At 42.9% G+C, this 23,821-nt stretch carries 22 protein-coding genes and 1 tRNA gene; 18 read left to right on the top strand and 5 right to left on the bottom strand.

Annotated features, from left to right (window positions below; translation table 11 throughout):
• Nucleotides 1-15 precede the first annotated feature (15 nt).
• Nucleotides 16-960 (top strand): VOC family protein, encoded by a 945-nt coding sequence (locus ACKRAT_RS10335; RefSeq protein WP_411842334.1) that lies wholly within the window; start codon nucleotides 16-18, stop codon nucleotides 958-960.
• Nucleotides 961-995: 35 nt separating this feature from the next.
• Here ACKRAT_RS10335 and ACKRAT_RS10330 read toward each other — a convergent pair whose 3' ends face one another.
• A complete protein-coding gene (locus ACKRAT_RS10330) occupies nucleotides 996-1,895 on the bottom strand; it encodes a protein-ADP-ribose hydrolase (RefSeq protein ID WP_411842333.1) in 900 nt (299 codons plus the stop codon).
• Between the two features lie 134 nt (nucleotides 1,896-2,029).
• Between ACKRAT_RS10330 and ACKRAT_RS10325 the strand changes: the two genes are divergently transcribed.
• The 9 genes from ACKRAT_RS10325 to ACKRAT_RS10285 all read left to right on the top strand — a co-directional run bounded on the left by ACKRAT_RS10325 (nucleotide 2,030) and on the right by ACKRAT_RS10285 (nucleotide 9,708).
• Nucleotides 2,030-2,449 (top strand): hypothetical protein, encoded by a 420-nt coding sequence (locus tag ACKRAT_RS10325; RefSeq protein ID WP_411842332.1) that lies wholly within the window; start codon nucleotides 2,030-2,032, stop codon nucleotides 2,447-2,449.
• Nucleotides 2,450-2,461: 12 nt separating this feature from the next.
• The gene (locus ACKRAT_RS10320; protein ID WP_411842331.1) at nucleotides 2,462-2,992 is read left to right on the top strand and encodes an RDD family protein; all 531 of its coding nucleotides are present in this window, start codon (nucleotides 2,462-2,464) and stop codon (nucleotides 2,990-2,992) included.
• Nucleotides 2,993-3,081: 89 nt separating this feature from the next.
• Nucleotides 3,082-4,476: a 23S rRNA (uracil(1939)-C(5))-methyltransferase RlmD gene (gene rlmD / locus ACKRAT_RS10315; RefSeq protein WP_411842330.1), complete on the top strand. Its 1,395-nt coding sequence runs from the start codon at nucleotides 3,082-3,084 to the stop codon at nucleotides 4,474-4,476.
• 133 nt (nucleotides 4,477-4,609) lie between these two features.
• On the top strand, nucleotides 4,610-5,320 hold the full coding sequence (locus ACKRAT_RS10310; RefSeq protein WP_411842329.1) for an MBL fold metallo-hydrolase: 711 nt from the start codon (nucleotides 4,610-4,612) through the stop codon (nucleotides 5,318-5,320).
• Nucleotides 5,321-5,404: 84 nt separating this feature from the next.
• Complete coding sequence (locus tag ACKRAT_RS10305) at nucleotides 5,405-6,535, top strand: YbgA family protein (protein ID WP_411842328.1); 1,131 nt, start codon at nucleotides 5,405-5,407, stop codon at nucleotides 6,533-6,535.
• Nucleotides 6,536-6,632: 97 nt separating this feature from the next.
• The gene (locus ACKRAT_RS10300; RefSeq protein WP_411842327.1) at nucleotides 6,633-7,484 is read left to right on the top strand and encodes an aldo/keto reductase; all 852 of its coding nucleotides are present in this window, start codon (nucleotides 6,633-6,635) and stop codon (nucleotides 7,482-7,484) included.
• Between the two features lie 317 nt (nucleotides 7,485-7,801).
• Nucleotides 7,802-8,329 carry a hypothetical protein gene (locus ACKRAT_RS10295; protein ID WP_411842326.1) on the top strand — a complete coding sequence of 176 codons (528 nt, stop codon included), beginning with the start codon at nucleotides 7,802-7,804 and terminating at the stop codon, nucleotides 8,327-8,329.
• 23 nt (nucleotides 8,330-8,352) lie between these two features.
• A complete protein-coding gene (locus tag ACKRAT_RS10290) occupies nucleotides 8,353-8,721 on the top strand; it encodes an iron chaperone (protein ID WP_411842325.1) in 369 nt (122 codons plus the stop codon).
• Between the two features lie 39 nt (nucleotides 8,722-8,760).
• On the top strand, nucleotides 8,761-9,708 hold the full coding sequence (locus tag ACKRAT_RS10285) for an arsenic resistance protein (protein ID WP_411842324.1): 948 nt from the start codon (nucleotides 8,761-8,763) through the stop codon (nucleotides 9,706-9,708).
• Nucleotides 9,709-9,884: 176 nt separating this feature from the next.
• On the opposite strand, the gene ACKRAT_RS10280 is transcribed toward ACKRAT_RS10285, so the two are convergent.
• Nucleotides 9,885-9,956: transfer RNA gene (locus ACKRAT_RS10280), tRNA-Val, on the bottom strand.
• A 148-nt stretch (nucleotides 9,957-10,104) separates the two neighbouring features.
• On the opposite strand from ACKRAT_RS10280, the gene ACKRAT_RS10275 reads away from it, so the two are divergent.
• Nucleotides 10,105-10,878: an acetoin reductase gene (locus tag ACKRAT_RS10275; RefSeq protein ID WP_411842323.1), complete on the top strand. Its 774-nt coding sequence runs from the start codon at nucleotides 10,105-10,107 to the stop codon at nucleotides 10,876-10,878.
• Between the two features lie 41 nt (nucleotides 10,879-10,919).
• Here the strand turns inward: ACKRAT_RS10275 and ACKRAT_RS10270 are convergent, their stop codons facing one another.
• The gene (locus ACKRAT_RS10270; protein ID WP_411842322.1) at nucleotides 10,920-12,155 is read right to left on the bottom strand and encodes a helix-turn-helix domain-containing protein; all 1,236 of its coding nucleotides are present in this window, start codon (nucleotides 12,153-12,155) and stop codon (nucleotides 10,920-10,922) included.
• A gap of 144 nt (nucleotides 12,156-12,299) precedes the next feature.
• On the opposite strand from ACKRAT_RS10270, the gene uidA reads away from it, so the two are divergent.
• From uidA to ACKRAT_RS10250, 4 genes are all read left to right on the top strand, one after another.
• Complete coding sequence (uidA, locus tag ACKRAT_RS10265; RefSeq protein ID WP_411842321.1) at nucleotides 12,300-14,114, top strand: beta-glucuronidase; 1,815 nt, start codon at nucleotides 12,300-12,302, stop codon at nucleotides 14,112-14,114.
• A 338-nt stretch (nucleotides 14,115-14,452) separates the two neighbouring features.
• Nucleotides 14,453-15,238, top strand: coding sequence for an ABC transporter ATP-binding protein (locus ACKRAT_RS10260; protein ID WP_411842320.1), 786 nt, complete (start codon nucleotides 14,453-14,455; stop codon nucleotides 15,236-15,238).
• A 25-nt stretch (nucleotides 15,239-15,263) separates the two neighbouring features.
• Nucleotides 15,264-16,211: an ABC transporter substrate-binding protein gene (locus ACKRAT_RS10255; RefSeq protein ID WP_411842319.1), complete on the top strand. Its 948-nt coding sequence runs from the start codon at nucleotides 15,264-15,266 to the stop codon at nucleotides 16,209-16,211.
• A 3-nt stretch (nucleotides 16,212-16,214) separates the two neighbouring features.
• Complete coding sequence (locus ACKRAT_RS10250) at nucleotides 16,215-16,973, top strand: ABC transporter permease (RefSeq protein ID WP_411842318.1); 759 nt, start codon at nucleotides 16,215-16,217, stop codon at nucleotides 16,971-16,973.
• A 23-nt stretch (nucleotides 16,974-16,996) separates the two neighbouring features.
• On the opposite strand, the gene ACKRAT_RS10245 is transcribed toward ACKRAT_RS10250, so the two are convergent.
• On the bottom strand, nucleotides 16,997-17,425 hold the full coding sequence (locus ACKRAT_RS10245) for a winged helix-turn-helix transcriptional regulator (protein WP_411842317.1): 429 nt from the start codon (nucleotides 17,423-17,425) through the stop codon (nucleotides 16,997-16,999).
• 175 nt (nucleotides 17,426-17,600) lie between these two features.
• Here ACKRAT_RS10245 and ACKRAT_RS10240 point away from each other — a divergent pair, with 175 nt between their 5' ends.
• Both ACKRAT_RS10240 and ACKRAT_RS10235 read left to right on the top strand, forming a co-directional pair.
• Nucleotides 17,601-18,131: a DUF4242 domain-containing protein gene (locus tag ACKRAT_RS10240; RefSeq protein WP_411842316.1), complete on the top strand. Its 531-nt coding sequence runs from the start codon at nucleotides 17,601-17,603 to the stop codon at nucleotides 18,129-18,131.
• Between the two features lie 48 nt (nucleotides 18,132-18,179).
• Nucleotides 18,180-19,247, top strand: a complete 1,068-nt coding sequence (locus ACKRAT_RS10235; RefSeq protein WP_411842315.1) for an acyl-CoA dehydrogenase — start codon at nucleotides 18,180-18,182, stop codon at nucleotides 19,245-19,247.
• A gap of 363 nt (nucleotides 19,248-19,610) precedes the next feature.
• Here the strand turns inward: ACKRAT_RS10235 and ACKRAT_RS10230 are convergent, their stop codons facing one another.
• On the bottom strand, nucleotides 19,611-22,916 hold the full coding sequence (locus ACKRAT_RS10230; RefSeq protein ID WP_411842314.1) for an efflux RND transporter permease subunit: 3,306 nt from the start codon (nucleotides 22,914-22,916) through the stop codon (nucleotides 19,611-19,613).
• A gap of 140 nt (nucleotides 22,917-23,056) precedes the next feature.
• Between ACKRAT_RS10230 and ACKRAT_RS10225 the strand changes: the two genes are divergently transcribed.
• Complete coding sequence (locus tag ACKRAT_RS10225; protein ID WP_411842313.1) at nucleotides 23,057-23,638, top strand: TetR/AcrR family transcriptional regulator; 582 nt, start codon at nucleotides 23,057-23,059, stop codon at nucleotides 23,636-23,638.
• The last annotated feature ends 183 nt before the right edge of the window (nucleotides 23,639-23,821 follow it).

Genomic DNA, 23,821 nt, shown 5'->3' with positions numbered 1-23,821 from the left:
GGAGGGTGTTATTTAATGATTAGGGGACATCACCATATATCCATGTTTACGAAAGATTTGAAGGAGAATAACCATTTCTATACAGGTATTTTAGGTTTGAGAAGAGTTAAAATTTCGGTGAATCAGGGAGATACCGGAATGTATCATGTATTTTATGGTGATATGACAGGCACTGCCGGGAACGATTTAACTTTCTTTGAAATCCCGAATATAGGGGCTACCCACAAGGGAACGAATTCAATTTCAGGTATCGGTTTACTCGTATCCTCCTATGATTCGCTGCTCTATTGGCGGGACAGGCTGGATAGATTCAATGTTAAGCATAAAGGCATCGGTGAATATGCAGACAGAGATGCGTTGGTATTCGAAGATCACGAAGGCTTAAAACTGATGTTGATCAATCATGACGGCGGAAATATTCCGGACGACTGGAACCCCTGGGACGATAACGGGATTGAGGAGGCCCACCGGATCCTTGGCATGGGCACTGCAGAAATAACAGTGGAGAATAAAGACAGTCTGGTCAGTCTGCTGGAAAACGTATTTGGATATACACTTGTTTCTGAAGATGGTACCAAAGCAATTGTGCAGGCAGCAGAGAGTGAAGTGTTTGGGGAAATCCAGATACTGGAATCGTCTGGTAATAAGGAAAAGCCGGGCAGGGGAAGTGTCCATCATCTTGCCATCCAGTCTGCAGAAAGGCCGCTCGGAGAATGGGACCGGATTTTGAAAGATAAAGGATATGTAACAACGGGAGTTAAGAACAGATATTATTTCAACAGTCTCTACTTCCGGGAAGACAATGGTGTGATGATTGAAATCGTCGGAGCAGAAGCGCGCGGTTTCACAGCAGATGCCTCAGTCGAAGAGTTGGGGACGAAGCTGGATCTGCCGTCATTTCTGGAAGATCAGCGGAACGAGATAGAATCCAGGCTCAGACCGATAGAAGAATGGACATAACAGAACCTCCGGAAAAATGATTCCGGAGGTTAAATTTATGGGTTGAAAACTTTGATATAGACTGCCTTGTCACTTTCACTGAATACATTAAAGATGATTTTTTCAAAGTGATGCGCATTATTTTCGAGCCATTCGTTTACCGTACCTACAGCAATCTCTGCTGCCTGGCCGGCAGGGAAGCCGAATTCACCTGTTGAAATTGAAGGGAACACCAGCGTTTTAATATCATCGAACTGGCTGGCGAGCTCCAGGCAGGCGGTGTAGCTGGATGCCAGGTCCTGCTGGTGCTGCTCAGTCAGGCCGTCTCCTTTTGGTACGACGGGTCCGACTGTATGGATGACATATCTGGACGGCAGATTATAGCCTCTTGTGATTTTGGCATCTCCTGTCTGTTCTTCCCCTTTCTGGATGTGGATGATTTCAGCGCAATCATCCCGAAGCTGGGGCCCGGCAGCAGAATGGACGGCGTTGTCGACGCAGTCGTGCAGCGGCTGCATGCATCCGAGCAGCTGTGCATTCGCGGCATTGATGATGGCGTCAGCACGCAAAACAGCAATATCTCCCTGGAATACACTCATTTTATCCGCCTGTGACAGTGAAGTATCTGGATATTGTTCACTGATCGTTTCCAGCTGTTCTGTCTCAATGGTTACTTTATCTTCCAGTTCCATCTGCAGTAAAGTATCCAGTTTCATCATCATTTCCTTATTTAAAGGCAATGGCTGCCTGATGTTCAAAAGGGCTCTGATCAGCCGTCTTTTAGCTTTGTAGTCTTCCGGTATTTCGATGTCCTGGGTACCTGCTTTTTCATTCCTCAATATAAAAAGAATGTCATCAACAAGAATCTCTCTATCGGAGATTTCACTTCGATGCGGTTTGAACGGCTCATTAAGCTTTATATTTGATGCATATTTCTCAAGTGGTAACTGTCCCATAAATGATCACCTCGCCTTTAATGCCATTTTGACATGTAGATAAAAAATTATCCAATTGAAAGTTTGAGTGCTAAAAACGATTTGAAAGGGTATAAAAAGATAGACTAAAATTCAATTATTTACGGAGTGTTGTGATGATTACTTTTATAAAACTCATTTTAATAGGAATAATTTCCGGAGTGATACTCGCAGGAGTAATGAAAATCATCCGAAAAATAACGGGGAACAAGGCAGACATACTGCTTTATAACATGGACTACATGCCTGGTTTAAAGAAGTGGAGCCATTACTGGATTACTGGAATTCTATTCCACTATGCGACATGTATCGCGAGTGCGGTCGTTCTATACTATCTTTTAATCCCTTTTGGATGGGAGATGGATGTATGGCCCTATATTTTAGTTTTTGCAGTCGGGGGCGGTATCCTCTATTTTCTCAGTGCACTGACAGAGACGCCGCCTGCATCCAGTGACCGGGCAGCATGGTTTTACTGGACATTCGGCCATGCGGTCTTCGGCCTTTCAATAGGTCTTCTGGTCAAATTCTGGATCTAGGGGAGATTCCTTATGAATGTTTCATACGCCCGGTTTTTAACGAGATTAAAAGCTTTCCTGTTCGATTACATCATCATACTGATGTATCTGCTGTTCATAGTGATGATTTCCGTTGTTTTTGTTCCAGCTCTCCAAAAACTCTTTATTCATTCAGTTCCAGTATCTCAGCTGACGACTTTTCTGTTAGTCACTTTTCCTGTCGTTCTATACTTTTCATTCTTTGATTCCAAGTTTTCAAAGGGGTCATTCGGTAAAAGGAAAACAGGGTTGAAAGTAGTCGATTCCAAGGGCGCACGTTTGTCTTTCCTTCATTCTTTAGGAAGGAACCTGGTTAAATTCGTCCCTTGGGAATTCGGACATTATACTGCATTTAAAATGGCGTACCTGGGAGAGGGAGGAGTCCCTCCTGTGGACTGGATTACTGGTATACTTACTTATGTGCTGATTTTTGCATATATATTGACGGCAATTTATACGAAGAAAAAGCAATCGGTCTACGACATTGCTGTGAATACGTATGTGATTAAGGAAAAGTGCGTATAAATCTATTGCCAATGCGAATTGCACTCTATAAAATGAATAGAGCATCTGATGCATTCATTGAGTAATAGATATTTTAAGGAGTTGCTAGAGTGTCCAATCAAGATTATGAAACGCATACGGTACGTATAGAGAAACTGGATAAAAAAGGATCCGGTATGGGTGCAGTATGGCGCGATGCAGGTGGAAGCAATCCACGAAAATTGAAATTGAACGTTCCTCAGACATTGATCGGCGAAGAGGCGAAAGTGACGGTTTCAAATCCGAACCGGAAACTGGCCCGCGTTCTGCCGGATGAAATTATAAAGGCAAGTTCCGAAAGGATAACGCCGCCCTGCCCGCATTTTGAAAAATGCGGCGGATGCGTGTGGCAGCATTGGGCGTATCAGGATCAGCTTGAATATAAAACAAATCACGTAAAGAGATTTCTTGAGCAGCATGGGTTCGATACGGATGTTGTCAAGGACACGATCGGTGCGGAAGTCCCATGGGAATACCGCAACAAGATGGAGTTCACATTCGGCCGGGACGGCTCACTCGGAATGCATGAACTGGGGAATTTCCGCAAGGTCATCGATCTCGATACCTGTCTGATTGCAGGCCGGGAAATGGTGGAAGCGATGCTTGAAGTCTCGGAATGGAGAAAAGAGTTCAACTTAAGCGGCTATGATAAAGACGAGCATACAGGGCTGCTCCGTAACCTGATGGTCAGACAGTCACAGAAGACGGATGAGCTCATGCTGGCGGTATTTGCGACCGATTCACCGGATGGTACACTGCAGAATGCAGTAGAAGATCTGATCGAGAGAATTACTAAAAAGTTTAAAAATGTCAAAAGCCTGATGTGGATGGAAAACACGGACTGGGCGGACATGGCCCAATCCGAGAAGACCCATACTCTGTATGGCAGGGACTATATCAATGATGAAATGTACGGATATAAGTACAGGGTGTGGTTCGATACTTTCTTCCAGACGAATCCGACACAGGCGGAAAAGCTTGTAGACCTGGCCATAGAGATGGCGGATGCCAAAGAAGAGGAACGCATGATCGATTTATTCTGCGGTGTGGGGACATTCTCACTCCCATTCGCAACGAGGGTAAAAGAACTTGCCGGCATTGAAATTGTGGAATCTTCCATCGAATCGGCCAAAAGAAATGCCAGTGATAACGGCATAGACAATACCTACTTCCTCGCCAAAGATGCAAGACGGGGGATGGATGAAGTGCTTAAAAGCTGGGGTATACCGGATCTTCTAATGCTGGATCCGCCGCGCTCAGGTGCCGGAGGGAAAGTGATGAGAAGAATCGGCAGACTCCAGACAGACAGGGTGGTCTATGTTTCATGCAACCCTGAAACTTTTGCCGATGATATCACCTGGTTAAGAGATTTCGGATATGAGCTGGAACAAGTGCAGCCGGTGGATCTCTTCCCGCATACGGTGCACGTGGAAGTCGTTTCACTGCTTAGAAGAATTGATGGATAGCTTTGGAGAGCGGAACAGGCCTGATTTCAGGCCTGTTCCGCTCTCTTTTTATGATGTGTTCCCCTCACTTATTTTGCTTGTTTGATGTGTGAGAGGGTAAAAGTAATTATAAAGCATGAGGGGGGACGACGTCATGAAAATAACTGTTGTAGGGTTGGAGAAGGGTTTTCCGGAAAGTACTGAACCGGCCTCAGGCTACCTGGTGGAGCAGGACGGATTTATCCTGCTTCTGCATGCAGGAACGGGAGTGGCTGCACATGTACAGAAATACGTCAGCCTCCATGACATACATCATATTATACTCCCGCAATATCCTGATGAGCATAAGGAAGATGTGTCAGCGTTCATGCAGGCAAGAAAAATTGCCAGACAGTTGAAGCAGAGGGGCCTGAACCTGAATTTCTACGGTCCACTCGGTGGAGAGATGGTACAAGAGATACGCAGGGCAAAGTACAGCAATTTTCATCTTGTTACGGGCGGCAGCCGGTTAGAACTCGGTCCGTTCACCATCGACTTCCACCGCAGTACAAATACAGTTCAGGCAAATGCACTCAGGGTGACTGATGAGACAGGAGCAACGTTTGTTCATACATCTGATACAAGTTACTATGGCAGCCTGGTCCGGTTCGCATTCGGAGTCGACCTGCTGATTGCCGAATGCAGTATGAATGGAAGACCTGCGGATAAATCCGCCGGCCAGCTGGCAGTGAAGTGTGATGCAGTTCTTACATTGCTTGCGAATCTGCCGCACCATGGAGCGCTGGAAGTAATATCCGATAGCACCAGACAGCACCCGACAGGGGAAATACGGCTGGCCGAACCAGGAATGATAATCACGATTTAAAGCAGTTTTTCCAACAAAATGTAGATTATGTACCGCACACACCGGGGATAGGTAACATAAGGCAAATGAAAAGGAGAGGTATACATGAAGACTGCAGGGGATATCATCATCGATCTCGTCGAAAGATTTAATGTACAAGATCCGGGGGCACGGAGAGCCCATGGAACGGGGACCCATCATAATGCCAAAGTGGAATTGAATGAAGCCGGAAAGGCAATCTTCGGAGAAACGGAGCAGGCATTGATACGCCTGTCGAATATCTCCACATCCGAGCGGGTGCCGAATCGGCTTGTCAACTTCAAAGGATGTTCAGTCAGGTTCGACCATCCGCTCAAGCCGATTGACATCATCGGTGTCAATTTCCCGTATTTCCCCTTTGACTCGCCCGCTGAATCTATAAAACTATTCTACAAAATCCATTTGTTCCTAAAGCATAAAAATGCACGGCGTTTTGCCGATATACTCAGTACAGGCGGGCTATACAGACATCTCGGCAGAATTGTCAGATGGATGCCTGTACGGACTGATATGAAGCACAGCTACTATACCGCCCAGAGTTATGGGGACGAGCACTTTAAAATGCGGATGGATTACAATACGGAAACCGGGCGCATCAGCCTGTATGCAGAAAAGGATAGTCATCTTACAGATTATCAGCCTGAAACTGAAATATTTCTCGGGTATATCATGGTCGATCCGCAGCCGACCGACAAGGAAATAAAATATTTGGATGCGATGAACGCCCCACTCGGGTATTACCCGAATGGAGAGATGCCGCTGCTCCGCCACTACATGTATAAACGTTCATTTCTCGGACGCATGCAGGAGAAGCGGCTGACCGGGAAAGATGTCGGTATGCTTGAACAGGTATGGGCGGAGGAAAAGTATTTCGTCCTCTCCAAAAGCCAGGAGATCTATAACGAAATCCGTGAACTGCTCAAAGAGGGAACGGAGATGTCCGTTGCACGGTTCAAAGAGCTGCTGGATGCCGCCTATAATCAGAAATATGATGAGAAGCATATCCGAAACTACTTTCAGCACGTATGGGGGTATTTCAAAAACAAAGCTGATGAAGAAGAGAAGAAGCAGTACCAGGAGCTGCTGATGACCCTTGATTCCGATGACATCAATACTTTCATATCTGATCTGGCACTGAAATATGAAGAACCATATCTGCTTAATTCGACGATAGTTAAGACAAGAGGTCGGACATAGAAAAAGTGACGATGTTTATCTGGGGAAGGCTGGAGGAATCATTATAAATGGCAAGACGTTATTAAAAATTTATCAGCATTCTGAAAGGATGAGTAAGGTGACCCAAAATCAAAAGTACCCTTTGAATGATGGAAGCAGTTTACCGGCAATCGGGCTGGGCACCATCGACCTTAAAGGGGCCAAAGGCGTAAACAGTCTTATAACAGCGATGGAAGAGAATGGCTATAGATTGATCGACACCTCGACGAATTATAATAATGAGGGTGCGGTGGGGGAAGCCGTCCGCCGTACCACAGTTCCGCGGGAAGAATTGGTCATCAGTTCCAAACTTCCCGGTGCAGCACATGACTATGATCAGGCGATCCAGATGATTCAGGAATCCCTATACCGCTTAGGCCTGGATTACTTTGATAAGTATCTGATTCACTGGCCGCTGCCAAAACAGGGGAAATATGCCGAGGCGTGGCAGGCTTTAGTGGATGCACAGAAATTCGGTCTGATAAAAACAATCGGTGTTTCAAACTTCCTGGCGGAACACCTCGAGCACATTATTGAACAGACAGGCGTCACACCAGCGACCAATCAGATAGAACGGCATCCGTATTTCAACAATAAAGAACTCGTCAAAGCGAATGAGAAATTCGGTATTTTGTCGGAAGCATGGAGTCCGTTCGGCCGGGAGATCAATGATGTACTGGAAAATGAAACAATTAGGGAAATAGCAGAAAAGTATGGCAAAGTGCCTGCCCAGGTCATCGTCCGCTGGAACGTACAGAATAATGTCCTGGTCATTCCAAGGTCTGCCTCACCTGTTCATCAGAAGCAGAATTTGGACGTGTTCGATTTTGAATTAACAGAAGAAGATCTAAACGCAATCGACAAGTTGGATAAGGGAGAACCCGGCAGAGTGGAAAATCAGCATCCGAACGAGTATGAAGAGTTCGTTTAATGCACCGGTTTAAAGCGAAGACCTGGGTTTGTAATAAAATAGAGGACAAGTTCATCAAATAAGCGCCGGTTTTTGGAAACCGGCATAAAAAGGCGCCTGACCGGGAAATTCCGATCGGGCGTCCAATTTTACATATAAATTCTCAAACAAATAATCCCTTCTTTAAGCAGTCGTTTGAAATAAATATCGCTCACTTCCCTGTAAGCTTATTATTTTTAGGGTATTCATCAGTGCTTGGGCTTTGAAGGGATGGGTATTATGTTTATAATTGAGGAAACGTAATACAATTAAGCAGTATTTGGCTTGAGGAGGCAGCTATGAAAGAATATCAGTTCCAGGCGACGATTGAACCGAACAACTACAGGTCTGTTAAAATAATAAATGAAAGCGATGAGGCGATCGGCTACATCGAGAAAGATGTGCTTAAAAAATGTGAGGAAAGGTATACTTACTCTTTTACAAAAATAGATGGGCATAAAGTGACACTGGGGCTCAAGCGGCGTAAATTCCGGGACTTGAACATCGCCAATTATATCATCGCTTCTGAAGGAAGAACGATATACCTAAAAGAGAAAGCGGGAAAGAACCTGCTGCGTTTCAGAGTAAAGGGCAGGGTGGACAGCCGCCAATTATATATAAAAGAGGATGAAGAAGGGAACATGATCGTACTTATCGATGGGCAGCTGTCTTCTACAGTGGTTGAACATTCGCCGGAAAAGGTATCCATCACCGTTGAAGATGATGTTAAAGAAGACGATGTAGTCTTTGGCATAATGATTCTGATGTTTTTCATGTTCAAGTTATATAAAAGGGAGCACTGGCATATTGAGGAATTACTTTCCTGACTAATAATAAAAGGAGGAAGAACATGGAAGAATTTGAATCCTATCTGGGTGGATTGGATAATCAGGATCTGCGTTTGAAAATCGAAGAAGTATTAAACTGGATTTCCGATAAATATCCGGAACTTGGCCGGGTGGTGAAATGGAACCAGCCGATGTTCACAGATCATGGGACCTTCATCATCAGTTTTAATGTATCGAAGAAGCATGTGGCTGTTGCGCCGGAAACAGCAGCCATCAAACACTTTGAAGCGGATATCGAAAAAGCCGGCCACAGTTATACAGACAATATCATCCGTATGAAGTGGGATGAGCCGGTCAATTATGAATTATTGGAGAAATTGATCGACTTTAATATTGAAGACAAAAAAGAGTATGATAAGTTTTGGCGATGATGTTATCCTCTGCAGCAAAGGGAGGGTGTCGGGTTAATTATGAATGCATTTGAAAAATATCAATCACTCGTCATTATGGCAGCAGTGATCATCGGACTGATGATCGGAGGGTTCCCTGTCATACAGGTGTATGCGGGTTTCTTTATCGTCCCTTTTCTGATGATAATGCTGTATGGGCTGTTTGTCATGATGCCTTTTGACAGCATTGTATTATCATTCCGGAAGACCCGCTTTCTTTGGACATCGCTTTTTATAAATTTTGTATGGACGCCTCTAGTTGCCTATGGCATCGGTATGCTGTTCCTTGCTGACCATCCGGTGTTGTGGATCGGCTTCGTCATGCTGATGGTGACTCCTTGTACTGACTGGTATCTGCTTTTCACAGAGATGGCGAAAGGGAATACTGCGCTGTCCACATCGTTGCTGCCGGTCAATCTGGTGCTGCAGGTTATCCTTTTGCCTGTTTATCTTTATCTGTTCTTTGGTACATATGAATCAGTGGTGCCTATGGACATACTGGGGAGCATTCTGATTGTTCTGGTAGTACCGATGATACTCGCATCAATCACCAAATTATTATTGGCAGACAAGAGACGTGCCGCCCTCGAAAAGAAGGTTTTTTCTTTCTTCGGAAGATTCAACATAATCTTCCTGGGCCTGGCTGTAATGGCCATGTTCGCATCCGAAAGGGAGGCGTTAATTGACAATCCCGGGGTCGTCCTGCTGCTGCTCCTCCCAGTTCTGCTGTTCTTTCTGATAACATTTTTAATAAGCAGTCTGGCAGGCCGTATGATGAAGTTCAATCACTCCGATTCGGTGAGCCTTATCATGACAACGATGGCAAGGAATTCACCAATCGCACTGGCCATCGCCGTTACTGCATTCTCCGGCGAACCGCTTATTGCGCTCGCCCTGGTCATCGGTCCGCTGATCGAGCTGCCTGTACTCGCGTTGACGTCGCAGGTGCTGCGGCTGGGAGAGAGATAAATATGATTAAGGATTGCTAAGCATTTCAATTATTATTTTATAGAAATTTTAACTTTCAATCTAGAAGTAATATGTGTTCCAATTATAAAACAGAAAAAGTGGCGGCCATCTCTGAATCGAGTTTGGTCGCCACTTTTCTCATTATCCCGAGGCTTTTTGTTCCAGCCTATGTCTAGTGACTCCGAGTGGTTTCGAACCACCGACCTCTTGCATGTCAAGCAAGCGCTCTCCCGCTGAGCTACGGAGTCATTATTTTTTCATCACTAGAATCTAATTTACACTGATATTAGCAGAATGTCAAATCGATATTAAATGAATTTTCAGATATATTAATTGTAGAAATCTTTCTTAATGATTATAATTGAACTAAGAAGTTAAAAAATGAGGGGGATTCATATGTCTAAAGTTGCTGTTGTTACTGGTTCAGGTGGGGGTCTTGGCAAAGGGATTGCCGAACGTCTGGCAAAAGACGGTTTTAAAGTGGTCATCAACGATATCAATGCAGAAGCGGTGGGCTCTACAGTTGAAGAAATTAAAGCGAATGGGCACGAAGTCATCGGTGTCCAGGGTGATGTGTCTAAAAAAGAACATCAGTTCTTACTCGTCCAGCGTGCAGTCGAGCAATACGGACGATTGGATGTTTTCGTAAATAATGCCGGAATAGATGTTGTCACTCCATTTTTGGATGTGGACGAAGAACAGCTGAATAAGGCTTTTTCAATCAACGTGAACGGTGTGGTGTTCGGGACACAGGCAGCTGCTGAGCAATTTAAAAAGCAAAAGGGCAAGGGCAAAATCATTAATGCATGCAGCATTGCAGGCCATGAATCATATGAAATGCTTTCGACGTATTCTGCTACAAAACATGCGGTCAAATCATTTACACATTCTGCAGCCAAGGAATTGGCTGCATATGACATCAGGGTGAATGCCTATTGTCCGGGTGTGGCAGGCACGGCCATGTGGGACAGAATCGATGAAGAGATGGTTAAATACTATGATCATATGGAACCGGGTGACGCATTCAAGGAGTTTTCAGGAAATATTCTACTTGGAAGACCCCAGGAGCCTGAAGACGTAGCGAATCTTGTATCATTCCTTTCCTCTGACGACTCGGATTATATAACAGGCCAGGCAATTGTTACAGATGGCGGACTGGTGTTCAGATAGTTTATAATGAAGCCCCCTCTGAAGTAATTCAGAGGGGGCTTTTACGTGTTTATATCATTATTTTTAGCATATTGTGATGGTGTATATCCGGTATATTTCTTAAATACTTTACTGAAATAATTCAAATCGTTGAAGCCGAGTATAAATGCAATATCGGTTATGGAAGTGTTGCCTTTCTGCAGATACAACTCTGCTTCCTCGATCCTTTTTTGGGTTATGAACTCAGTGATGGTGATTCCTGACTCCTCTTTGAATTTTCGGGAAAGGTGTGAAGGATTAACGTGTATTTGTTTTGATATTTGAGACAGTCGGATGGGCTGCCCCAGATTCAGCATAATATAATCCATGGCTTTCTTTACATTTTGACTGTAATGCCCCGTAGCGAAGGAACGTACGAGTTCACAGTATTCATTTGCCATGGAAATGATCAGTTTTTTAAGATTTGGCAGTGTAGCTGTCTTTTCGATTAAAACGGCATATCTCTCCGAAATGATATGAAGATAGACAGGGTGCACGCCACTTTTCTCAGCTGCAATTCTAAAAGAGGTGTTTGAAATGAGTGCCATATTTTTAGACGAACGCATCGGGCTGCCCGGCACACGGTCGGAGAAGCCTACAAATAAATCCAGCATAGTATGGAGAGAATCATTCACCGCTTCCTGGTCCCCTTTTCTTATGGCATCCATCATTTCATTCTGATGATGGTATCTGTTTTCAATAATCTGTTTATCTTCTTCTATCGTTAATTCTATTTGGTCATAGTTTATGACGGGATGTTTTGAACCACCAGCAGCCTCTTCTGCCGGTGTATATGTACCGGAACACATGTTAATAAGTAATTCGCCGTAATAATGCGTATCGATTTCATTCAGAATAGGCAGGGACTGATAGAACTGTTCCAATTGTTTCCGTTCGCCGATCGGGAGGGCGTTTTTCACAATAATATCCTGTATCAGAGTGTTGATGGAAAGACTGGATATAAAAGGACCGATTATCAAACTGCCCTTAAAGGCATTTTCTGTATGGATGCCGACGGCGATGTATTCAAGTCCATAAGTATTCATATGGTGGAAATAATTATTTGTTGGCAGTTGACCAATTGTTTCATTTATATATACATAGTCATTTTCCGGCTCTCCCAGCACTACCGGAAGGGAGTGGTCGGTGGAGTGAAATATAATATTTCCTGACGGTTCGGTCAAAATGACATCCATCTTCGTAGTGAAGTGTACAATCTGACCGGTCTTTATAAAATCAGCATATATCTTATCTGTCATAACATCCTGCCTTTCAAATCTCAGTTAATAAAGCAATATAATTACTATTATAGTTAAAATATTACGATAAATAAAATAGTGCTTCCTCTATAATGAAATTAGTGGAAGTTTATTTACTTAAAATTTGAATGGAGGATAATATAAATGCTATATCCAATTGATACTGAGAGCCGTGTCGTGCTGAATTTGAATGGCGTCTGGAATTTCATGATTGATAAAGAAGTGGACCCGATTGATCCTGCAGAACCCTTACCAACAAAAGAAGTGATGGCCGTGCCTGCATCATTTAATGATCAGACGGTGACGAAGGAAATACGGGAACACAGCGGATTCACCTGGTATGAGAAAGAATTCAAAGTTGCGAAATCTTTGCTTGATGAAAGACTGGTTTTACGTTTTGGTTCAGCCACTCATGAGGCATGGGTGTATATTAACGGTAAAGAAGCAACCTATCATAAAGGCGGGTTTACACCGTTTGAAGTTGAAATTAATGATTTTCTGGAAAACGGTACGAACAGGCTGACAGTGCGTCTGTCCAACCTGCTGGATCACACGACATTACCGGTCGGCAACTATAGCGAATATAGAGACGAAGCGGGCAACCTTGTGCGTAAAGTGGATGAGAATTTTGATTTCTTCAACTATGCCGGTCTGCATCGTCCGGTCCACCTTTATACAACACCTAAGGAATACATTGAAGATATCACCATTGCACCTGAAATCGATTTGAATGCCAATCATGCAGATGTAAAGATTGATGTCAAAACAGCAGGGGGTTTTGATGAAGTCCGTGTAACGATTTTCGATGAAGCAGGCAATGAAGCAGCCAATGCATCCGGTACCGCAGTCAGTGTGCCAATCGAGGATGTTAATCTATGGCAGCCGCTTGGTGCCTACCTTTATGAAGCAAAAGTTGAAGCCATTAAAAATGGTGAAACAGTGGATGTCTATGAAGAGCACTTCGGCGTCCGTAAAGTGGAAGTGAAAGCGGGCAAGTTCCTGATCAACGGTGAGCCATTTTATTTCAAAGGCTTCGGCAAACACGAAGATACGTATGTAAACGGGCGTGGATTGAACGAAGCATACAACGTGCTGGATATTAATCTGATGAAAAAGATGGGTGCGAACTCATTCCGTACATCCCATTATCCATATTCGGATGAAATGATGCGCCTGTGTGACCGTGAAGGCATTGTCGTAATTGATGAAACACCGGCAGTAGGATTGTTCGGTGCATTCAGCTTTGATGTTTCCATATTGGAAAGTGACGGAGAAATCGAAGATAGTACATGGGAAGATATGAAAACTGCAGAAGCCCATGAACAGGTGGTGCGGGAGCTGATCGACCGGGATAAGAACCATGCATGTGTCGTGATGTGGTCAATCGCAAACGAAGCGGCCACTTACGCTGATGGCGCGCATGAGTATTTTGAACCGCTGTTTAATCTGGCCCGTGAGCTGGATCCGCAAAACCGTCCGCTTACGAACGTATATATAATGATGGCGACACCGCAGGCAGATAAATGTACGGATCTAGTCGATGTCATTGCCTTGAACAGATATTACGGCTGGTATGTACAGACTGGAGATTTAAAAACTGCAGAAGAGAAAACACGGAAAGAATTACAGGAATGGCAGGAAAAATATCCGGATAAACCAATTATGTACACGGAGTACGGAGCAGACACTGTCGCCGGGTTCCATAGTGCATACGGCGAACCGTTCAGTGAAGAATACCAGGAAGATTACTACAAGATGAACAGTAAAGTATTCGATGAAATCGATAATTTCGTAGGAGAACAGTTATGGAACTTTGCAGATTTCCAGACAAAATTCGGAATCCAGCGTGTTCAGGGGAATAAAAAAGGTGTGTTCACAAGAGAAAGGGAACCGAAGATGGCAGCACGTTACTTGAGTGAACGCTGGAACAGTATCCCTGATTTTGGATATAAGAAGTAAAAATTGCATTGATAATATGTAAGCGGCGGACTCGATCGGGTCCGTCGTTTTTTGTATTAGAAAGGGGGGCTATAATATCATACAGGAACAGACATAACCGTCTGATATTAATCGACTGAACAGATTCCGCAATATTTCTAAACAATATATCTTCCCTCACACCGCCGCCTGGAAAGTATTCCAGGGGGTTTTTATAATATGGCGGCAGCGAGAGAGGTGAATATAGTTACTGGTGAATTTCCAGATATCAGTTGTTTTTTTGAACAAAGTATTATAAAGTGACTAACAAAGATAATTCATAGTGTATAAATAGGAATAAATGAAAAGAGGGGTAATCTGTGAATAACTCGATTTCAATACATATTGACCGCTTGTATAAAAGTTTTGAGAATAATGGAAAGTCGGAACTTGTGCTTAATAATATTACTTTTGACGTCCATAAAGGTGAAATAGTTTCGATATTGGGCCAAAGCGGCTGCGGTAAGAGTACGCTGCTTAACTTAATCGGCGGGTTTGAAGAGAAGGATGAAGGCTCTATTCTTTTTAACGGGAAGGAAGTGACAAAACCCAGCCGTAAAAGTGTAATGCTGTTCCAGAATTACGGACTGCTTCCCTGGCGTTCTGTTCAAAGGAATGTGGAACTTGGTTTGGAAAATTCGGGAATGTCTCAAGAGGAAATGAAGGAACATGCCTTTTATTATATAAAAATGGTCGGTCTGGATGACAAAGCGGAACATTTTCCGCGTCAGTTGTCCGGCGGTATGCAGCAAAGGGTGGCGATCGCAAGAGCGCTTGCGATTGAACCAGAACTTTTACTGATGGATGAACCCTTCGGAGCACTGGATACTTTTAACCGGTATTACCTGCAGGATGAATTGTTGAAAATACAGAATAAATCCCATACCACTATTGTTTTAGTTACCCATGATATTGACGAGGCGATTTATCTTTCTGACAAAATTGTAGTGATGGGAAAAAACCCAGGGAGTGTTCAACGGGAGATTAATATCGATACTTATAAACCCCGGGACAGGAGTGGCGGTGAATTTCAGGACTACCGCCGTATGATTTTAAAGGAATTCCAATTGAATTCTTCTCTGCCCCCAATTGAATTTAACATCTAGGAATGATGGACAAGGATGGTGCTGAATGAAAAGAGTAATATTACTTATATCAATCGTGGCTTTTATTATGGTAATGGCCGCCTGTCAGAATGAGGAGACCCAGAAGGAAGGCAAACCTGTCATTCAGATTGGCTATATGCCAATCACTCATGCAGTGCCTTTGTTCATGCAGAATGAAATGTTTGAAAGCGGCGATAAAGATTTTGAAGTTCAACTTGTCAGGTTTTCTTCATGGCCCGATTTGATGGATGCTTTGAATACAGGAAGAATAGACGGTGCATCGACTTTGATTACCGTGGCAATGAAAGCAAACGAGCTGGGTATCGATCTGCGCGGCATTGCGCTCGGACACCGGGAGGGGAATGTACTGATCGGTTCTGAGGATCTGGGAGGAGTTAGTGATTTAAAGGGAGAGACTTTCGCAATTCCCCATAAAATTTCTACACATAATGTACTTTTATATCTTATGTTAAAAGAGCATGGTTTAAGTTATGACGATGTAAATACTGTGGAGATGTCTCCTGCTGAAATGCCTGCAGCACTTGCTGAGGGCAGGATAGAAGGATACGTCGTTGCAGAACCTTTCGGTGCACAATCGGTAACCATGGGCACCGGAAAAGTGCTGTATCAATCCGATGACCTTTGGGAAAATTCTTTGGATTGCTCCCTTGTTTTGCATGGAGATTTTATAAATGAAAATCGGGAACTTGCAGAGGATTTTATGGAAAGTTATATCATAGCTGCCGAAAAATCTGACAGCAAAGATAAGAGAGTTCGAAATGTCTCCTCAGAATATATGAATGTGGATGAAGAAGTGATGGATTTATCCATGGAATGGATTTCGTACAAAGATTTAAAAATTAATGAAGAATCATACAATAATCTGAGAGTATACATGCAGGAGATGGGACTGTCTGAAGATCCGCCTGAGTATGATGAATTTGTTGATAATACATTGTTGGGATGGGATTAAAATATGAAATCGCTGAATAAAACTGTAAATATTATAACAGCTATCTTTCTGGCAGTTGGCTTTTGGCAAATAGGGATATGGGTCACGGATATAGAAGAGGCACTATTTCCGCCGCCGTTGGATGTCGCACAGGCGATTGTTTCCTTATTTGCGGATGGCACGATATTTGAACATATAGGTATCAGTATGTTCCGGTTTCTGTCAGGCTATTTGTCAGCAGCACTCCTTGCCATAATCCTTGGTCTGATTCTGGGAAGAATGACATATTTATGGAACGTCGTCGATCCCATTGTCCAGGTTCTGAGACCTGTTGCGCCCATCGCCTGGTCACCATTTATCGTTCTGTGGTTCGGGATTGGGAGTGCACCGGCAATAGTGATCATATTTATCGCTGCATTTTTCCCGATTCTTCTGACGACGGTGTCTGGTGTTAAAAAGGTGGATGAGACTTACTTGAAACTTGCCAGGAACCTGGAAATCAGGCAGCCGTCACTGATGTGGAAAATAATTTTCCCGGCAGCTTTTCCGGCAATAGCCAGCGGCCTTCATATTGGCGTAGGAACAGCATGGATATTCCTTGTCTCAGGTGAGATGGTCGGTGCACAATCCGGGCTAGGGTATCTGATTGTCGATGCGAGGAACTTATTAAGACTTGATCTGGTACTGGCCGGCATCATACTTATCGGAATCAGTGGGCTGCTGCTTGATCGGATGATCGGCCTGCTTGAAAAATGGATAGAAAAGCAGTGGGGAATGTTATAAAAAATACCGGCTGTAAGCCGGTATCAATCATTTATTTTAAGCACTCTCAGATCTTCTACATTTTCATCGCAGTGTGAACAGTAGTAGTTGATTTCCACTTCATGACCGCATTTTTCATGAACAAGTTTTTTATAACATTTTTCCAGATGCTGCTCTCCCCATAAAATCATGGAATTGAATACGTGCTCAAGATCTTTTCCGCTATCAGTCAAAGTATATTCGTAGCGGGGCGGGTGTGCGGAATATAGATTGGATTCGATCAGGCCGCTTTCTTCCAGGTACTTGAGCCTTTCGGAAAGCAGGTTGGATGATATGCCTTCGAGAGCATTTTTAATGCTGCTGAATGTCGTATTTCCGACTAATATTTCATGGGCGATCAAAAGCGTCCAGCGATCACCGATGATATTCAGAGTCTGCGCAATATTGCAGGGCAGATTATACGTTTTCTTCACGGTCGGTCCCTCCCATTTTTTGTTATTTAAATAATAACATACATGTTTGCTATGTTTATTTTATTTAATGAGTTGATTTTTTGAAGTTAGTATAATAAACTAATCATAAGGCAGATAACATAGTCTAAAAGTATGAATTAATATACTGAAATTTCTTATAAGGAGATGTTTGATAATGTCATTATTTCTAGTCGAATCAGAATTTAAAAGTGCGATTGAAAATAAAAGTGATTTTGAAACACAGGTTTCCGGTGTACAGTCGGATTTGAAAGAAAAGAATATAAACTTGATCGAAGTTCAGGTTTCCAAAGATTTCTCCAGAGTATTCTTTATTGTGGAAGGCGAAGATGAAGAAGTAGTGGGAGAAAGTCTGAAAGATCAAAATATCAATATCCAGCTAGTAAAAGAAGTCAGGCTCGTGGGCAAGGATTTGGAGGCAGTCAAAAAACAGGCTGAGCAAGTGAATTACCTTGTTGAATGGAATATACCGGCGGAACTTACGATGGATGATTATTTAAGCCGCAAAAAGAAAAATTCAGTTCATTATCAGGAAGTTCCTGAAGTTTCATTCTCTAGAACTTATGTGTGTGAAGATATGTCAAAATGTCTTTGCTTCTATGATGCTCCGGACGAAGAGTCAGTAGTGAGAGCGCGTGAAGCGGTTAAAACACCGATTGATTCTATTACAGAAATCAATGATGACTAATCATAAAGTAAAGATGTGATGGAAATGTAAAGTAGGGGGGAGCCTGTTATGATGACACTGGAGGAAACTGATACTAATGAACTTTTGGATTCAATCATTAAAAAACACTTGAAACCGGTAGTGAAAAAAGTGGATACTGAAGCTTTTTATGCTGAAGATTACTTGCTTCAACTTGGATATAAAGGATTTTTTAATTCAAAAGGATACTCTGAACAGGAAGTGCTCGAGAGAGAAGCAATGCTTGTTGAAAAAACTTCAGAACTTTGTATGACGACAGGATTCAATCTCTGGTGTCATCTCGCTGCCCTGACGTACATCAGAAACTGTAATAACGGGTATTTGAAGAGTGAACTGCTTCCGTGTCTTGAAAGCGGGGAATGCCTCGGAGGAACGGGTCTGTCAAACCCGATGAAGTATTACTCGGGATTGGACAAACTTCATCTTAAAGCAGAAAAATCAGAAGGCGGATACACGATTTCAGGGCATTTGGCAGCCGTCTCCAATTTAAAGGAAAATCATTGGTTTGGTGTCATTGCTTCTCTCAATGAGGGTGAAGAGGTCATGGTATTTGTGCCTTGTAACGCAAAAGGGCTGAGGCTGAAAGAAAAAGCAGACTATATTGGTGTAAACGGAAGTGCGACATATTCATGCAAATTCAGTGAGGTATTCGTCCCGGAAGAATGGATTATCTCAACTGAAGCAGAATCATTCGTTGATCAGATCCGTCCGACGTTTCTTCTTTACCAGGCACCGCTTGGACTTGGTGTAACATCTGCTGTCATTAAAGCGATGGTCAAGGCACCAAAAAAGATGGGAAATGCAAATGAATACCTTTCTGTTCAACCAGATGAACTTGAAGAAAAGTATAATGACCTGAGTAATCGGCTCAGTGAATTGATACAGTCAGATAATCTGGTGAAAGATGTCAGGAAACTCATGCAGCTGAGGCTGGAAGTGGATGAAATGACAATCAAAGCCGCCCATGGAAACATGCTGCATCATGGCGGTGCGGGTTATTTGAAAAACAGTCATCCTTCCAGAAGGCTCAGAGAGACTTATTTTCTTCTGAATCTGACACCGACTGTAAAACATCTGGAAAAAGAACTATCATCTTAACCCTATAAATGATGTATAAACTTTCGCAAAAAACATACTAAGATTAGAGGGTAAGGTCATCCACGGATGACCTTACCCTCTATTTCTTTTCTAAGTTATAGTGAGAAGTGAAAGAAAGCCCGGCCGAAGGCTCAGGGATTCCGGACCCGAACAAAAACAGGGTTTCTTCACTTTCATTTTTGAATCAGGTTTGTGTATGCTGGGGCCAAAGAGGCTGGAAGAATAACATTCCGCGCAAAAAAACACTTCCCATATTGGGAAGTGTTTTTTTATTATCTTAGAAAAATTCAGTGGAGAATGGAACTTTAATTTATAGAAATCGAAGATTCCTGACTTATGTCTCAATCTTTTCTGTATTCGACACTATTTATCGGATTTATCATTCTGCATTTTATCAATCAATCTTTGCATTTCGCTGATATAATCCTCTTGTGATTTCTCATGATGCTCTTCCTGAACTTTAGGGGCTTCTTCCCGTTCATTTACATGGCTGTTATGAGTATCATAGTCATATTCATTTTTTGCTTCTTCTTTCTGTTCACGTTCTTCTTCGCGTTTTCTTGCATCTATTTCTTTTTGAGTAATGACCTGACCGTCCGGAGTCATATACTTCTTATGCATTTTACGTGTGTCCTTATCAACATAGCTGTAGAAGATAGGGATGATGAACAGTGTAAAGACTGTACTGCTGGCAAGACCGCCGATGACAACGATACCCATCGGAGCCACCATTTCTCCGCCTTCACCCAAGCCGATAGCAAGCGGCAGCATGCCGAGTGCCGTAGTGAGTGCTGTGATTACGATTGGACGGAAACGGTGCTGCACACTCAATTCCAGGGCTTCGAGAGTAGGGATGCCCTTTTGCTTTTGCTGGTTTGTGTAATCTACCAGCAATATGGAGTTATTGACGACGATACCCAGTAGCATGATTATACCAACGAATGAAACGATGCTGAGTGGGCTGTCTGTAATGATAAGTGACAGCATGACACCGATAATACTAAGTGGTACCGCCATTATTACGATGAATGGATACTTGAATGATTCAAATTGTGCAACCATTACAAGGTAGATGAACAGGACACCGAGAATTAAGGCGAGTAACATCTGCGGCATCGCATCTGTCAGCATTTCCAAGTCTCCGCCGATGGAATAGTGCGTGTTATCATTGAAATCGGCATCTTCTACAATATTTTCTACATAAGTGCCGGCCTCATTAAGTGACATATCGGAAGAATAAGTAACAGTCAGTTCACTTGTTTCCTCCATGCTGTCACGGGTGATCAATGGAAGCATATCTGCTTCTGTGAGTTCCGCGACCTCACTTAAAGCGACATATTCTCCTTCACTGTTTGCAATTTGGATATCTTCAAAATTTTCCATACTGGAAAGAATGTCATCCGGGTATTTAACGACGATTGAAAGGAATTCGTTATTATTTTCCACCGTTGAAGCCTGTACACCATTTGAAGCTTCATACAGGGCAGAACCGACTTGTGCAGGCTGTAATCCGTTTTCCCTTGCTGCTGCACGATCTACCTGTACTTGAAGCTCCTGGATCATATCCTCACGGCTGGATTGTACTTCGTCGATTTTTTCATCATCTTCAAGTGCCTGGATAATTGCCTTTTCTGATTCTGCAAGTCTGTCGGCATAATCATCTGAAACATTGAGTGTAAGAGTATTTGGTTCTCCACCCATGCCTGTTTGTGACATTGGAACTATATTGATTTCTGCAGAATCATCAATTTTTTCTATTTCATCTTCAATATCTTTTATAAATTCATTCGTAGTGACATTACGGTCGCCTGCATCTGTCAATGTTGCCGTAATACTGGCTTTGTTCGTCTCTTCAGTCATTGACATCATAGGCGATGAGGAACCGATGGTACTTAAATAAGTATCTACTTCGGAATAATCTTCCAGTTTGTTTTCTATTTTTTCTACTGTTTCAAAAGTGTCTTCAAAAATTGTACCCTGTTCTTTTTCTACTTCGACTGTCAAGGCGCCCTCATCGCTCTCAGGCATCAGGTTAATCCCCTGACTATAGATGCCGAGGATACCTGCAATCATTAAAACTGTAGTGAGTAGGAGCACTAGCACTCGGTGATCTAAAACCCATTTAGTGAAGCGGTTCAGAACTTTCATGTAAGATCTTTCGCTTCTGATTGATTCGACGTTTTCACGGGGTGCTTCTAATATTCTGCTTGCAAGCATTGGAACAACTGTCAATGCGATAAACAGAGAACCAAACAAGCTGAATACCACAGTTATTGCGAATGGCGTAAAGAGTTGACCTACAAGGCCGCTGACAAACACAACCGGCAGGAATACTGCAGCAGTTGTCAGAGTGGAGGCGATGATTGCGGAAGCAACTTCTTTGGTACCTTCACTCGCTGCCTTTTTAGGGTTTTTACCCATGGATAGATGCCGGTATATATTTTCGATTACGACGACAGCGTTGTCGACCAGCATACCAATACCGAGCGCCAGACCGCCGAGTGTCATCATATTGATGCTGATGTCTGTAAAGAACAAGAGCGCAAATGTAGTGATGACTGAAAATGGAATGGCGATTCCGATAATGATCGGTGCTTTTAAGTTTCTAAGGAAAGCAAACAGGACGACCATTGCGAGTAATGCACCCGAAATCAGTGAAGTATAGACACTGTTGATCGCAATGTCGATATATTCCCCTTCATCATACAGAGTTTCCACCGTCAGATTACTGAATTCTTCTTCACCCAGCTTTTCATCTAAAACAGCGTTGAATTCTTTGTTGACGTTTGATGCATTTGCATCTGATGCGAGCATTACATCAATTGACAACGCATCTTCCTGATTCATTCTTGTTAAAGTATTGCTCGATTGTTCTTCGATGGAAACTTCAGCAACATCGTCAAGTGTTACTGTGCCGCCATCGTCAGGGAGCTCAGCAAGAACGAGTTCCTGGAGCTCTTCAACACCGCCTATCTCACTTACTGTACGGGTTGAAATAGAAGTACGGTCTTCAGTATCCGTGACTGTAGCATTCGGAATGGAAATATTGTTGGCTTCAATAATACCGGCTACATCACTTTGACTCATATTATATTGCGACAATGCTTCCGTATCCAGATTCACCTGAATTTCTTCAACGACCGAACCATTTTCAGTGATGGAAGCGACTCCTTCAACATTCTCGAGTTCAGTGATCAGATCATCGACCTGGTCTTGATATTCAGCAACATTGTCACCACTGGAGGTTACTGCCATCTGAATGCTTGGCATCATGGAAATATCAAATTTAAGGAAAGAAGGATCGCCTGCCGTGTCTGGCAGATCGGCAGATTCAACGGCGCGCATAATATCATTTTCAACATCTTCAATTTTAGTGTCATATCCGAATTCCAAAATAACTACGGATGAACTCTCCTGGGATTGAGATGATATATTTGTCAGTCCGCTGAGCGATGACAGTTCCGATTCAATAGGGACTGTTACGTCATCCATGACCTCTTCCGGCCCCGCCCCCTGGTATGTAGTGGCTACTGCTGCAATTGGCGGTTCGATATTCGGCATCAACTGCAGAGGCAGGCGGGTAAGGGATACAGCGCCGAGCAACAGCAGGATTATCATTACTACGATAGTAAAATTAGGACGCCGTATGGAAAAATCCGATAGCTTCAAAATATATTCGCTCCTTGTTTAAAAATTTATTTTTACTAATCCAACAACGTGTTGTACAATATTATATGATAATTAAATTGTAAACTTGTATCAATAAACAATCCAGTCGAATGTGTTGGAAAGAGGGGAATATGTCTAAAATGAGTCGAAAAGAAGAAACGAAAAATAACCTCCTGGATGCATTCTGGGAACTTTATAAGAAAAAGCCTCTGGCTAAAATTACTGTAAAAGAGATTACCGATAGAGCGGGCTATAACAGAGGGACATTCTATTCATATTTTATTGATGTCAATGAAGCCCTGGAAATATTAAAAGCATCACTGATGCCGGATAAAGATATGATCATCAATCCTTTTGTAGAGTTAAAAGATAATGACGGTAAAATTATCGAGCCAATTGCAGGGACAAATGACTATCTCAAAAAGAATGGTGAAAAAATCGCGGTGTTGCTTGGACCAAAAGGCGACCCGGGGTTTGTCCATGAACTTAAAGCCCGCCTGAGGCAGATCATTATAAATTACGCCGAAGAGCTGGAAATTAAAGAAGTGGAAAATTTCGAATACGTTATCGAATACCATATAGCGGGGCTCATAAGCATGTATCAGCTCTGGCTGGAAAAGCAGCAGAATATTGATGACGAAGCGCTTGCCCGGGTGTATGAAAAAACAGCATATAATGGAGCATTATCTGTTGTCAATCAAATGTTGAATGATACGAAATAGGCAGCTGCATTAAATTCTATTAGGAGGTCGTCAGAGAGAAAACTTATGATTTTGACCATAGGATGAATCTCGTTTTGGACGACCTGTACTTTGACTAAACATTTGAGATGACAGCGTTCTGATGGTATATTTCAGATAAGCGGTAACCAAGCCATTTTGCAATACAATTAGTATCTGAAAGGC

Origin of the sequence: Salinicoccus sp. HZC-1 (genome assembly GCF_046736035.1) — a bacterium.
Lineage (GTDB): Bacteria > Bacillota > Bacilli > Staphylococcales > Salinicoccaceae > Salinicoccus.
The sequence above is the reverse complement of the archived record's forward strand: the minus strand, read 5'-3'. Positions and strand labels throughout refer to the sequence as shown.